The organism is Streptomyces sp. NPDC059679 (assembly GCF_042734105.1).
In the GTDB taxonomy this organism is placed as follows: Bacteria; Actinomycetota; Actinomycetes; order Streptomycetales; family Streptomycetaceae; genus Streptomyces.
This window is the reverse complement of sequence record NZ_JBHWES010000004.1, coordinates 151,623-166,303: the sequence shown is the minus strand read 5'-3', so window position 1 is coordinate 166,303 and position 14,681 is coordinate 151,623. Positions and strand designations below refer to the sequence as shown.

At 75.9% G+C, this 14,681-nt stretch carries 1 protein-coding gene; it reads right to left on the bottom strand.

Annotated features, from left to right (window positions below; all coding sequences use genetic code 11):
• Positions 1 to 32 precede the first annotated feature (32 nt).
• The gene (locus ACFV2X_RS07330) at positions 33 to 14,618 is read right to left on the bottom strand and encodes an SDR family NAD(P)-dependent oxidoreductase (RefSeq protein WP_385612582.1); all 14,586 of its coding nucleotides are present in this window, start codon (positions 14,616 to 14,618) and stop codon (positions 33 to 35) included.
• Positions 14,619 to 14,681: the final 63 nt, after the last annotated feature.

The window sequence follows — 14,681 nt, the reverse complement described above, 5'->3', positions numbered from 1 at the left end:
GGGGCTCGCGGCGGACGGGCGCGGCAGGGCGATCACCGTCCGCCTGCTTCGGGCTCGCCGCGCTGGGGGAGCAGTTCGGCCAGCAGCCCATCGACCGCCGCGTCGGACAGCGACGCGACCAGCCGCTCCGCTTCGTCGGCCCGGGTGGGTCGGGCGGGTCGGGGTTCCGCGGGGGCGGGGGAGGCGGGGGCGGGTGTCTCGACGCGGAGGTGGTCGGCCAGCTGCCGGATGGTGATCCGCTCGAAGAGGAGAGTCGCCGGCTGGGGGCCGTACACCGCTTCCAGGGCCCTGGTCAGTTCGAGGACGACCAGCGAGTCCACTCCATAGTTCTCGAAGGTGAGGTCGGGGTCGAGCCGGTCGGGGGCCATCTCCAGGACCCGGGCGAAGACCTCCGTCACCCGCCGGAGCTCGTCGTCGCGGGAAGCCGAAGCCGAAGCCGGGGCGGACGCGGGGGCGGGGGACGGGGAGGCGGGGGCGGGGGCCGGGTCCCGTCGCCCAATGACGGACACCACGCCGTCGCTGACGGCGGCGATGACGCTCTGGAAGGCCGCTCCGGCCTCCGTCGTGGGCGCCGCCGCGCTGATGTGCGGGAATCCGCACGCCGCCAGGACGTCCCGCCACTGCCGTTCGCTCGCCAGTGGCGAACGGGGCAGGCGCTGGTCGGGGTCGGCGAACAGCCACCAGCCCGCCGTCAGGCCGAAGATCAGCGCCAGCTGGTGCCGGGGCCTGGTGCCCTCGACGAGGAGGAGCACCCCGCCCCCTCGCAGCAGCGCCTTGACGCGCGTCAGGGTGTCGGACAGCCGCCGGGTGGCGTGCAGGACGTTGGTGCCGAGCACCACGTCGTGGCCGCTGGGCGTCGGTCCCGACCCTGCCGGGTCGGCCTCGATGTCCAGCGTCTCGAAGCGGACGAAGGGGTACCGCGCGCCGAACCGGCTCCTGGCCTTGCGGACGAAGGCCGAGGAGACATCGGTGAACACGTACTCCACCGCGTCCTGGTAGGGGGCGAGTGCGTCGAGGACGGTCGCCGTCGTGCCGCCCGTCCCGGCGCCGACCTCCAGGATCCGAACCGGTGTCGCGGGGTCGGCGGCCCGGCGGGCCTCGACCTGTTCGACCACGAGCCGGGCCACCTCCGCGTTGCAGCGGTCGGTGACCGGGTCGCCCTGGTACACGGCGGCCACCCGCTCGGCGGAGCCGTCGGGGAAGAGGATCTCCATGGCGGGGCGGCGGCCGGTGAGGATGTCGGGCAACTCGGTCAGGCAGTCGCGCAGCAGCGTGCCGACCGGTGCGAGGGCCGGGTGGCGGACCGTCAGCCCGTCCAGAGCGGCGAGCGACACGGCCTCGGGCTCCACCGCCCGGCCCGTCGGGCGGAAACCACCGGTGCCGGTGACCGTCAGCCAGCCCGTCTCCGCGAGGATGTCGAGCTGGGCCCGGAACAGCGCGGCGTGCTCGGGCACCACGCCCAGGCGTCCGGCGAGTTCCGCTCCGGACGCCTCGCCCGCGTCGGACAGGCCCGCCCGGTGCAGCACCGACGCCAGCAGGGACGCCGCCAGTCGCTCCAGCTCGGCGACCGCGTGCTGATGCGTGACCAGTTCGGGTCCGGGCGCTCCCGGGAAGCGGACCTCGGGCAGTGGGTCCGGCGCACCGCCCGGCAGCACGCTCAGGGTGCGGTCGGGGTCGATGCCGAGGTTGGCCAGGATGGGCCGGTCGGCGTCCAGGGCGAACACCTGGGGCAGCCCGGCCGTGAGGGTCCGCTCGACGACGGCCATGCCCTGCTCGGCGCTCAGCGGCCGGATGCCGGCGGCGCCGAAGCGGCGCAGCACCCGCTCCCGCTCCGGGTCGCCGCCCGCGTGCCAGTAGCCGAGGTTGAGGACCCGCACCGGGAAGGGCAGGGTGCGGGCGGCGTGCAGGGCACAGGCGTCGGCGAAGGTGCAGCCGGCGGCGTAGCCGGCCTGGCCGTGGTTGCCCTCGAAGGCCACGCCGGACGAGTAGAAGAGCGCGAAGTCCAGCGGCACCTCGCGCACCGCGTGCAGCAGGCTCCAGGTGGAGTCGGTCTTGGACTCCAGGGCGGTCCGCAGCCCGGCCTCGGGCAGCTCCCTCAGCACCTGGTCGACCAGCACCATCGCGGCGTTGATGACCCCGTGCAGGGCGCCGAACTCCTGTACGGCGCTCTCGACGGCCTCCTTCAGCGCGTCCGGGTCGGTGGCGTCGAGGGCGAGGTAGCGGACCTCGGCGCCCGCCTTCTCCAGCTCCGCGACGGTCTGCCGCCGGGTCTCGTCGAGCGGGGAGCGGCCGACCACGACCAGCTTCGCCCCGTAGGCGCGGGCCAGGTGCCGGCAGGTGTCCCGGCCGACGGCGCCGAGCCCGCCGACGACCAGGTAGACGCCGCCCGGGCGGAACCGGGGTGCGGCGGCGGGCAGTTCGACCCGCTCCAGGGTGCGCACCCGGCGGACGCCCGCGCGCAGCGACACCGGCACCGGCCGGGCCGGGAACGGCTCGGCCACGATCGCGTCGGCCGCCTGGGCGGCCTCCGCCGCGCGTACGTCGACGAGCGCCACGCGCAGCGCGGGGAACTCCTTGGCCGCGACGGCGGCCAGGCCCGCGGTCCCGGCGGCCCACGGGGAGGAGTCGTCGACCGCCTCCAGCGGGTGGACGTCCGTGGTGACGACCTTCAGGCGCATCTCGCGCTCCAGCAGGCCGTGCCGGGCCAGCCCCCGCACCAGGCGGTACAGGGCGACCGGGCCCCGGTCGGTCAGGGCGCGCAGCTCGGCGCGGTCGGCGGGCTCGCGCCCGGGGGCCGGGCTAAGGAAGTAGACCAGGTCCGGTGCGCCGGATCCGGCCAGGGCGCGGTCGAGTTCGGTGTCCGCGAGGCCGCCGGGGCCGACCGGGAGCCGTCGTACGTCGGCGCCGTGGTGGGCGCGGGCGATGCCGGCGGCGGGCTCGGCGTCCAGCCGCTCCCCGACCAGCAGCACGCCGCGGGCGGCCGCGGCGCGCTCCTCGGCGGGCCGGGCGGTCCACACCGGCCGGTGCACGACCACCGCGGACGGCTTGGCCTCGCGGTACGTCAGGCCCTCGAACCGGACCCGTACCGCGCCGGTGTCGTCGCAGAGCAGCACCTCGCAGCGGTCGGTCGCGGTCTCCCGGACGTACGACCAGCCGGTCGTGGGGACGGCGCCGAACACCTCGACGCGGTCGGCCGCGAACGGCAGCATCGGCCGGGCGTGTTCGCCCCGGCGGCGGACCAGCAGGGCGGCGACGGTGTGCAGGGCGGCGTCCAGGACGCCCGGGTGCAGGGCGTGCGCCGGATCGTTGCCGGCGGCCTCGCCGATCCGGCCGAGCACCTCGTCCCGGCCGGTCCACACCTGCCGGACGCGGCGGAAGAACGGCCCGTACGGCAGTCCCTGCCCGGCCAGCGCCCGGTAGAAGGAGCCTTCGCCCGGGCCTTCGTCCAGGCGGGCGCGGAGCGCGGTGACGTCGAGGGGGGCGGGCGCGGGCGGGGCTGCGGCGAGGCGGCCGCAGGAGCGTACGGCGTCGTCTGCGCCGCGGATCTCGTACCGGTCGCCGTCGAAGGCCACCGCCACCGTCTCGTCGGCCCCGCTCAGGGCCAGCGGAACGATCCAGCGGACGTCCACGCAGGCCCGCCCGGCCAGTCCCCCGCTCGCCTCGGCGACCAGGTCCAGGTGGCCGACACCGGGCAGGATGGGCCGCCCGTCGACCACGTGGTCGCGCAGCACCGGCTCGTCGGCGGCGAGCCGGCGCTGCCACCGGTGCGGGCTCTGCGCAGGGGCGGCAGCGGGCGTGGTGTCGAGCCAGTGCCGTACCCGCTCGAAGGGGTACGTCGGCAGCGGCACCCGGCGGCGCTCGGCGGGCCGCAGGCGGTGCAGCAGGTCCCAGTCGACGGTGACGCCCGAAACCCACAGCCGGCCGAGGAGGTCGTCGGCGCCGGCCGCGATCTGGGTGGCGAGGAAGTCCTCGCCACCGATGCCGTCGGTCAGCAGGCCGGCCAGCGGCGGATGCTGCTCCACCCGGCCCCGGTGCAGCCACTGGCCGCCCTCGCCCCGTCCGACGGCGGCCAGCTTGCCGGCCGCGTCCGCGAGGTCGGCGGCGACGAACGCCAGCCGTACGGCGAGGGGTTCGCGGCCCACGCGCAGGGTGTGGGCGACGTCGGCCAGCCTCGGGGCACCCGGCTCGGCGAGGGCGCGGCCCAGGTCGGCCGCGCTGGCGCGCAGCCGGTCCTCGTCGCGGGCGGACAGGACGATCAGCTCGGGCTGTTCGGGCCCGGCCGGGGCCGGCTCGGGGGTCAGGTACTCCTCCATGACGATGTGCGCGTTGGTGCCGCCCGCCCCGAACGAGCTGACGGCGGCGCGGCGCGGCAGCGGACGGCCGTCACCGTCGTACGCGCGCGGCCACGGAGCCGTCTGTCGCTGCACGGTGAACGGCGAGCGCTCGAAGTCGATGACCGGGTTGAGTTCCTCGGCGTGCAGCGTGGGCAGCAGTGTGCCGTGGCGCAGCTGCAGGACGGCCTTGGTGAGCCCGGCGATCCCGGCCGCGCCCTCCAGATGGCCGACCGCGGACTTCACCGAGCCGAGCGCGCAGAATCCCGTGTCGCCGGTGTGCCGGGCGAAGGCCTGGGCCAGCGCGGTGTGCTCGATCGGGTCGCCCAGGGCGGTGCCGGTGCCGTGCGCCTCGACACAGCCGATGGTGCGGGCGTCGATGTCCGCGGCGGCCAGCGCCTGTTCCACCAGCGCCTGCTGAGCCTGCGGGTTGGGCACGGTGTAGCCGCTGGTCCGGCCTCCGTGGTTGACGGCGCTCGCACGGATCACGGCGTGCACGGTGTCGCCGTCGCGGACCGCGTCCGACAGCCGCTTGAGCACCACCGCGCCGACGCCCTCGCCGGGCACGTACCCGGTGCCGCCCGCGCCGAAGGACCGGCAGCGGCCGTCGTCGGACAGCATGGTCTTGCGGCTGAGGTGCACGTACTTGTCGGGGTGCACGGCGACGTTGACGCCGCCGGCGATGGCGTACGAGCACTCGCCGCGGCGGATGCTCTCGCATGCCTGGTGGACGGCGACGAGGGACGCGGAGCAGGCGGTGTCGATCACCACGCTCGGGCCGCGGAAGTCGCCGAAGTAGGAGACCTGGTTGGCGATGGCGGAACGGTTGGCCAGCACGACCTGGTGGTTGCCGCGGGCTGACTCGGCGGCGGCGAGGATCGCGTAGTCGTCCCACATGACACCGGCGAACACGCCGACGTCGTGCCCCTGGCCGCCGTGGCGGGGCGCCGGGATCCGGGACGGCGGGTAGCCGGCGTTCTCCAGCGCCGACCAGGCCGTCTCCAGGAAGAGCCGCTCCTGCGGGTCCATCGTGCGGGCCTGCTTGGGCGCGATCTGGAAGAACAGCGAGTCGAAGGAGTCCACGTCCGACAGGAAGCCGCCCCAGCGGCTGTAGCTGCGGCCGGGTGCGGCGGGGTCCGCGTCGAACAGGGCATCGGCGTCCCAGCGGTCCGCGGGGACCTCGGTGACGCAGTCGCGGCCCTCGGCGAGGTTGCGCCAGAACTCCTCCAGGGTGTCCGCCTGGGGGTAGCGGCCGCTGATGCCGATGATGGCGATCGGCTCGTCGGCGTCCTGGCGGGCGGGCGGGGTGTGCGGGCCCGGGGCCGGCGCGGACGCGGGCGCGGCGTCCTGCCGCGACGGCTGTGTCTCCTGCCGCGACGGCTCGGTCTCCTCGGGGAACAGGCGGGTGACGGCGTCGGCCTGCTCGGCGAGGATGTGGCCGGCCAGCTCGTCGACCGTCCGGAACTCGAAGAACACGGTGCCGCGCAGACCCGGGAAGTCCTTGCCCAGCAGCGAGTTGGACTCCATGACCAGCACCGAGTCCAGGCCGTAGTCGTCCAGCGGGACGCGGCTGTCGAGGCGCCCGGCGGGCAGCTTGAGCACGCCCGCGAGGACCTCGCGCAGATGCTCCACCAACCGGTCCCGGAGCCGGCCGGCGCGGGCGGCGGCGACGGGTGCCGACGCGACGGGCGGGGCCGGGGCGGGCCGGGCCGGGGCGGGCGCACCCGTCAGGGCGGCGTCGACGGCCGCCGGGTCGCCCCAGGCGGGCACGAGCCACGGGGCGCCGGGGGCGAAGGAGCGGACGAGGAGGTCGAGGCCCGCTTCCGCGCTCAGCGCCCGCATCCCGCTGCGGCGGGTGTACGCGGCCAACTCCTTCTCGTGGACCAGCCCGTCGACCCCGCCGACCGCCCAGAGCGGCCAGGCCAGGGACAGACTGCGGCCGTGCCCCTCGCCCCGGCGCACCCGGCGGTCGCGGTCCACCGTGTAGAGGTCGGCGAAGCGGTTGGCGGTGGCGTAGCCGGCCGCTCCGAAGTCACCGATGAGGGAGGAGACGGAGGAGAAGACCACGAAGAGGTCGAGCGGGTCCTCGCGGGTCAGCCGGTCCAGGTGGACCAGGCCGTGGGTCTTGGCGCCGAGCAGTCGGGCGAAGCGCTCCCGGTCGCCGTCGGCGCGGCCCTCGTCGGCGACGCCCGCCAGGTGGAACACGCCGTGCAGGGCGCCGAACCGGTCCCGGGCGGCGGCCAGCGCCGCGCCGAGTTCATCGGCCCGGGCCACGTCGGCGCGCAGCGCGAGTACCTCGGCACCGAGGCCGGTCAGCGTGCGGTGCCAGGCGCGGGTCCGCTCGTCGGGCTCGGAGCGGCCGATCAGCACCAGCTTGGCCGCATGGGTGCGGGCCAGCTGCTCGGCGAGGACACGGCCGAGGGCACCGGCGCCGCCGGTCACGACGTACACGCCCCCGTCCCGCAGGGGCACTTCGGCCGGGGCGGCCGGGGCGGTGAGCGGGCGCAGGGCCCGTACCTGCCGCTCGCCGGAGGCCGTACGGCGGACCTCCAGGCCCGCGGCGCGGGGCGCGGCGCGCAGTTCCACCGCCACGGCCTGGGCGACCTCGGCGGCCGGGGCCGCGGTGTCAACGCCGAGGGTGAGCAGTTCCAGACGCGGCGCGACCGGCCCCGTGGAGCGGGCGAACCCGGCCAGGGCGGCCCACTCGGGCCGGTCCTCGCCGGCGTTCTGCGGGTGCAGCACCAGGCACCGCACCCGGCCGGGCAGCACGCCGGTGCGGGCCGCGTCGAGCACGTCCAGGACGGGGGCGCAGGCGCGGTCGAGCAGGTCGGCGGGCGAGCCGTCGTCCGCGTCGCCGGGTACGAGGGCGATGTCGATGACGACGGCGAGGTCGAGCCCGTCCTCGTCGGCGAAGGAGGCGAGAGGGGCCAGTCGGCCGGTGTCCTCGCCGACGGCGACGACGCGCCGCCACACGCCGGTCGCGGCCAGCGCGGACTCCAGTTCCGGGCGGCGGCCGAGCAGGACGAGGGTCCCGGCGGCGCCCGCCGGTTCCGGGTCGGCGGCGGGGCGCCAGTACGGCTCGTAGAGGCGGGGTTCGCCGGAGGCGGGCTCGGGCTCGGCCTGCGCGGTGGGCGCGACAGGCATACGGTCGGCAAGCGCCGCCTGGACGCCGGGCAGTCGGCCCGCGAAGTCCCGTACGGAGGCGAGCACGCGGCCCTGGTCGTCGTACACGGTCAGGTCGAAGCGGCGCACGCCCGCCGACTCTCCGGCCAGCCGGGCGTGCGCGTGGCAGACCTCGGGCAGCGGGGCGAAGGAGTCCAGGGCGCCGAGGCTGAAGGGGACGGCGAGTTCACCGGCGCGCGGCGCGGTGGTCCGGCCGGTCCAGTGGCAGGCCCGCAGGGCGCCGTCGAGGAGCGCCGGGGGCAGTTGGGTGCCCGGGGCGGTACCGGCCTGGGCCAGCCGGACCAGCGCCTCGTCGGGGCCGACCCGGATCTCGTCGATGACGTGGAAGGAGGGGCCGTACGCGAACCCGGCGGCCGCGTACTCGGTGTACACGGTGGGCCCGTCGCGTACGACGGACAGCCGGGCGCGCAGCGCGGCGAGGTCCTCGGCGGCCTCAGGGGCGGCGGGGGCCGGGACGGCACTGCCGCGGGCGTGGGCGGTGCGGCCGGCACCGGTCCCGCTGTACACCTCGAAGGCCAGCCCGGTGCCGTCCGGGCGGAAGGAGACGTACAGCTCCAGTTCGCCGTCGTCGAGTTCGACGGCCCGGCCCCACACCACCTCGCGCAGGGCGTGCCGGGTGCCGGGCTCGGCGAGCGCGGCGGCGGCGCGGACGAACTCCAGCGTCGCCGCACCCGCGAGCAGCGGTCGGCCCTCGATCACATGGTCGCGCAGCAGCGGGTCGTGCGCGCGCAGCGTCTTGCGGAAGCGGACCTCGGCGACGGTGGACTCGTTGGCGTCGACCAGCGGATGCGGAGCGGCCGTGCCCAGGCCGGGGTCGAGCGGGATCCAGTAGCGCTCCGCGGCGAACGGGTACCGCGGGGCGCGCACCCGGCGCGGGGCAGGCCCCGGCCGGCCGGCGTGCCAGGCCGCCCAGTCCACGTCGGCGCCGCCCAGCCAGCGGCGGGCCGGCTCGGCCAGCGGGCCCGCGTCGGCGAGGTCGGGGGCCGGGCCGCCGTCGGCGAACCGGCGCAGGGCCGCGACGAGTTCGCCGCCGTCGGTGACCGCCACCGCGAGCCGGGCGTCGAGGGGTTCGCGGCCCACCTGGGTGGTGAAGCACAGGTCGGCGAGCGGCACGCGCTCGGTCCCAAGGAAGCGGGCGGCCGACTCGGCGTAGGCGCGCAGCCGTTCCTCGTCGCGGGCGGAGAGCAGGAACAGCACGGGTTCGCCGGTGCGCTGCTCGCCCGCCGGTACGTCGGTGACCGGGTCGGGGTTCGGGGACTCCTCCAGGACGAGGTGCGCGTTGGCGCCGCCCGCGCCGAAGGAGCTGAGGCCGGCCCGGCGCGGCCGGTCCCCGTCGGGCCAGGCGGACAGCTCGCGCTGGACGCGGAACGGAGAACGCTCGAAGTCGATGTTGGGGTTCAGCTCGGCCGAGTGCAGCGAGGGCACCAGGGTGCGGTGCCGGAACTGCAGCAGCACCTTGGTGAGCCCGGCGATGCCGGCCGCGGACTCCAGGTGCCCGATGTTGGACTTGACCGAGCCGATCGGCCAGGTGCCGGGCGCGGCCTCGGCGGACCGGTAGGCGTGGGTGAGGCCGGTCAGCTCGATCGGGTCGCCCAGGGCGGTGCCGGTGCCGTGCGCCTCGACGTAGCCGATGTCCTGCGGGGCGACGCCGGCCTGTTCCAGCGCGGTGGTGATCGCGCGCTGCTGGGCGCGCGGGTTGGGCACGCTGTATCCGTTGGTCCGGGCGCCGTGGTTGACGGCGCCGCCAAGGATCAGGCCGTGGATGCGGTCCCCGTCGGCCAGTGCCTTGCGGTAGGGCTTGAGCAGGACGGCGCCGACACCCTCCCCGGGCACATAGCCGTCGCCGCCCACGCCGAAGGCCCGGCAGCGGCCGTCGGAGGACAGGAAACGGCCCTGGCTGAGGAAGGCGAACTTGTACGGGTGGACGGAGACGTTGACGCCCCCGGCGATGGCCAGTTCGGTCTCGCCCCGGCGCAGGCTCTCGCAGGCCAGGTGGATCGCGGTGAGCGAGGAGGAGCACATGGTGTCCAGCGCCATGCTCGGACCGGACAGGTCCAGTGCGTGGCTGACCCGGTTGGCGATGGTGGCGAAGGACGAGCCGGTGAGCGGCCGCCCGCCGCGCAGGGCGTCCAGGGCGCCGTGGAACTGGTACTCGCCGTACATCACGCCGACGTACACGCCGACGGGCCGGTCGGCCAGGTCGGAGCGGCGGTAGCCGGCGTCCTCCAGGACGTGCCAGGCGTTCTGCAGGAACAGGCGCTCCTGGGGGTCCATCAGTTCGGCCTGGCGCGGGGAGATGCCGAAGAAGAGCGGGTCGAAGCGGTCCACGTCGCGCAGGAATCCGCCCCACCGGGTGTGGGCGAGGCCGGGCGCCGCCGGGTCCGGGTCGTACCAGCGGAGGCTGTCCCAGCGCTCCGCGGGGATCTCGGTGATGGCGTCGCGGCCCTCGGCCAGAGTGGTCCAGAGCTCGTCGAGGTCGTCGGCGGCCGGGTAGCGGCCGGCCAGGCCGATGACGGCGATGGCGTCGGTGTCGTCGGCGGCGTCGGTGGCTGGTTCGGCTGGTTCGGCGATGCCCGCTCGTGCGGTACGGCGCGGGGCGCGCGGCGGGCGCGGGGCGGTGCCTTCGGCCGTGGACGTGACCGGTGCGGCCGCCGGTGTGCCGCCGGTCAGCTCGGCCGCGTGGTGCTCGGCGAAGTAGCCGACGAGTTCGCCCAGGGTGGCGTATTCGAAGAACAGGGTCTTGGACAGGGCGTCGAAGTGCCGGTCCAGCTCGCGGTTGAGCTTGGCGATCATCAGCGAGTCGATGCCGAGCCGTTCGAACGGGGCGTCCTCGGCCAGTTCGGCCGGATCCAGGCCGGTCTCGGCGGCGATCAGCTCGCGCAGCAGCCGCAGGGCCGCCTCGTGCGGGCCGCCGCCCTCGGCAGGCGCGGTGGCCGTGGCGGTCCGGGCCGCCCGGGCGACGGGCGCGGTGAGCGCGGTGGTGATGGTGCGGAGGTCTCCGTAGGCGGCGACGAGCGCGCCGGGGGTGCCGAGGGCCTGCTCGAACAGGGCGAGGCCGGCCTGTGTGGGCAGTACGCCGAAGCCGGTGCGGGCGGCGATGTCCGCGGCGGCCTCGGTGCTCTGGCGCATCCCGCCGTCGGCCCACATCGGCCAGGCGATCGCGGTGATCCGGCCGTGCCGTTCGGCGTAGGCCTCCAGGTAGGCGTTGGCGTACGCGTAGTCGGTCTGGCCGGGGTTGCCGATGTGGGCGGCGATGGAGGAAAAGGCGACGAAGAAGTCCAGCGGGTCGTCGGCGGTGGCCGCGTCCAGGGCGCGCAGTCCGGCGGCCTTGGGGGCGAGGACGGCGGCGAAGTCCTCGGCGGACTTGGTCAGGGCGAAGCCGTCGCGCAGCACACCGGCGGCGTGGACAACACCGGTGATCGGCCCGAACTCCTCGCGGATGGAGGCGAGTCGGGCGGTCAGGGCGTCCGGGTCGGACACGTCGACGCTGCGGTAGACCAGGCGCTCGTCCAGGTCGGCGGGGTGTTCGCGGCGGCCCAGCAGGACCACGCGGGCGTCGGCCCGGGAGAGCAGCCGGTCGGCGACGGCGCGGCCCAGTCCGCCGGCGCCGCCCGTCACGACGTACACGCCGCCGTCGCGGACTGCTGCCGGGCCGGCGGCCGGGGCCGGCTCGGCCCGCGGGATCCGGCGGCCCTGTGCGGTGTGGGCGACCTCCGGGTCGCGGCCGTGGCCGGACAGTTCGCCGGCGAGCGCGTCGGCCTCGGCCACGTCCTCGGCGAGGCCGACGGCCTGCACTTCGAGGAGAGGGTTCTCCGCGCGGACGGTCCGGGCGAAGGCGGCGAGTGCGGCGCGTTCGGGGCGTGGGCCGTCGGTGTCATGGCGGTGCAGCAGCAGGACGCGCACGGGCGCGGTGGGGCGGGCGGCGAGGAGCGTGCGGACGACGTGCAGCGCCTGTTCGGGGGTCGGTTCGTCGACGAGGACGACGTCGGGCGCGGTGGCCGGGTCGAGGTCGCGGATGACCGTGCCGATGCCCAGCGCGGTGAGGTGAGCGGAGAGCTGTGCGCCGCGCGCCGGGTCGGCGGTGACGACGGCGGCCGTGTCGCCGAGGGGTGCGCCGGTGACCTCGGCGGGCACGTCGGTCCAGCGGCGGACCAGCAGGGCCGACTCGCGGGGCTCGCCGAGGACGCGCACGGCGAGGTCGTCCAGGCGGGCCAGGACCTGGCCGTGGGTGTCCACGACGGTGAGGTCGGCGTGCGCGGTCCGCTCTCCCAGCCGGCCGGTCGTGACGTGGACGTGGCAGGACCCGGTGACGGGGGCGTGCACGGTGAGTTCGCCCAGGGCCAGCGGCAGGAAGCCGTCGGCCCGCTCGCCGTAGGCGCGGGCCAGCAGCACGACCAGGGCGTGCAGGGCGCCGTCCAGGAGGGCGGGGCTGAGCACGACGCCGTCGAGCGAGGCGCCGTCGGGCAGCTCGAGGGTGCCGAGGGCCTCCCCGTCGCCGAGCCGGACCTCGGTGAGGGCGCGCATACGGGGGCCGTAGTCCAGGCCGTGAGCGCGCAGGATGTCGTAGCAGTCGGTGTGGGTGACCAACTCGGCGCAGCGGGCGGCGACGGCGGCCGGATCGGCCGGTGCGGGGCGCGGGGCGGCTCCGGGGTGGATCTCGCCGGCCGTGACCACCCGGTCGTCGGCGGTGAGTTCAAACCCCACCGTGTCGCGCTCGCGCCACAGCTGGACCAGCGCGGTGCGCGGCCCGGTGGCGTAGGAGAGCAACTGCTCGAAGGAGACTCCCCGCAGCCGGACCGGTCCGCCCAGGGAGAGTTCGCCGGCCGCGCGGGCCAGTTCCAGCTGTCCGGCGGCGGGCAGGACGGGCTCGGCGTCGACGCGGTGGTCGGCGAGGTAGAACTCGGTGCCGGTGCGGGAGCTGCGGTAGGCGAGGGTGTCCAGGGTGGAGACGTTCTCGTCCAGCATGGGGTGCGGGCCGGGGCCGGTGACCCGGTCGGCGGGTGCGCCGGCGTCCGGGCCGGTCAGCCAGCAGCGGCGGCCCTCGAAGGGGTACGTCGGCAGCGGGACGCGGCCGCGCTCCTCGCCCTCGAACCAGGCCGCCCAGTCGACCGCGGCGCCGGCCTGCCAGGCGCGGGCCACGCCGGCCCAGGGGCCGTCGGTCACGCCGAGGGCGACACCGCGGACCTCGTCGTGGGCCCCGCGCACGGGGATGCGCGCGCGGGCGGCGGACGGTACCGGGCCGTCGCCGGTCAGCGCGTCCCGAAGCCGCAGCGCCCCGGTCACGCAGGCGGCGGCCCGGGCCGCGAGCCCGTCGCCGTGCACCGCGACCGGGGTGAGTCCCCAGCCGAGCCACAGCTTGCCGAGCGCGTACTGCACGGCGAACGCCCGCCCCCGCTCGCCGAGCCGGTCGGCGCCCGCGGCGAGTGCGGCCTCGTGGTGCCCGGCGAAGGCGGGCTCGGCGGCGGCCCACCGGCCGGCCAGGCCCGCCGCGTCCGGGACGTCCTCGGCGAAGACGAAGGAGACCTCGCCGGTCCCGGGCCGCTCGGGGACCGGGGCCTGTCGCAGCGCCCGGGCGAGGTCGGCGCGGTCGGAGCCGGTGACGGCGAGCCGGTACTCGTGCGCGCGGCGGCCCACGGCCAGCGTGTAGGCGACGTCGGCGAGCGCGGCCGGGTCGTCGCCGTCGAGGTGGGCGGCCAGCTTCTGGGCGGCCGTGGCCAGCGCGGTCGCGGTACGGGCTGACACCACCAGCAGCTGCTGCGCGCGGTGTGCGTCGCCGGTGACGGGGGCGGGCGGGGCCTCCTGGAGGATCGCGTGCGCGTTGGTGCCGCCGATGCCGAAGGAGCTGACGCCCGCGCGCAGGGGGCCCTCCCCGGTCCAGGGGGCGGTGTCGGTGCTCACCTTGAAGGGGCCGGCCGCGAAGTCGATGGCCGGGTTGGGGGTGGTGTGGTTGACGGTCGGCACCAGCGTCCGGTGCTTCATCATCAGCACCGTCTTGATCACGCCCGCGACACCGGCCGCCGCGTCCAGGTGGCCGATGTTGGACTTCACCGAGCCGATGGCGCAGAACCCGGTGTCGGCGGTGGACTCCCTGAACGCCCGGGTGAGCGCCGAGACCTCGACCGGGTCGCCGAGGCGGGTGGCGGTGCCGTGTGCCTCCACGTATCCGATGGAGCGGGGGTCGACGCCGGAGACGGTGTGCGCCTCACGGACGACGGCGGTTTGGCCGGCGGCGCCGGGCGCGGCGAAGCTCACCTTGCCGGAGCCGTCGTTGTTGGTGGCCGTGCCCTTGATGACGGCGTGGATGGTGTCCCGGTCCGCGATGGCGTCCCGCAGGAGCTTGAGGACCAGGACACCGACGCCGTTGCCGACGACGGTGCCGCTGGCGTCCGCGTCGAAGGTGCGCACGTGCCCGTCCCGGGACAGGATCGCGCCCTCCTCGTACAGATACCCCTTGGCCTGCGGCAGTTTCACGGTGACACCGCCGGCCAGCGCCATGTCGCACTCGCCGTTGATCAGGCCCTGGCAGGCCAGGTGGAGAGCGACGAGGGAGGTGGAGCAGGCGGTCTGGACGGCGTAGCTGGGGCCTTTGAGGTCGAGTTTGTACGACAGCCGGGTGGCCAGGAAGTCCTTGTCGTTGCCGACCATCACCGCGAAGTGCTGGGAGGTGGTGGTCTGGTCGACGTGGGGCAGCACCTGCTGCTGGAGGTAGGTGTTGATGGCCGCGCCGGCATAGACGCTGATCAGCCCGTCGTAGCGGGCGGGGTCGTAGCCGGCGTGCTCCAGGGCGGCGTGGCCGGCGGTCAGCAGGATGCGGTGCTGCGGGTCGGTGATCGCGGCCTCGGCCGGGGTGAACTCGAAGTACCCGGTGTCGAACAGGTCGACGTCCGGGATGATCCCGTGGGCGGGGACGTACTCCGGGTCGTCCAGCAGCCGGGCGGGCACCCCCGCCGCCGCCAGTTCCTCGCGGCTGAAGCGGGTGATGCCCTCGCGGCCCTCGCTCAGCAGGCGCCAGAAGGAGTCCAGGTCATCGGCGCCGGGGAAACGCCCGGCCATGCCGATGATCGCGACATCCGTCTCGGCTGCCTGGACCTCTTGGCTGCTCACTGGCCCTGTCTCTCCTCTTCGTACGCCCGTTCCGATCCGGACGGGCAGGTGGTGGCTCTGGTT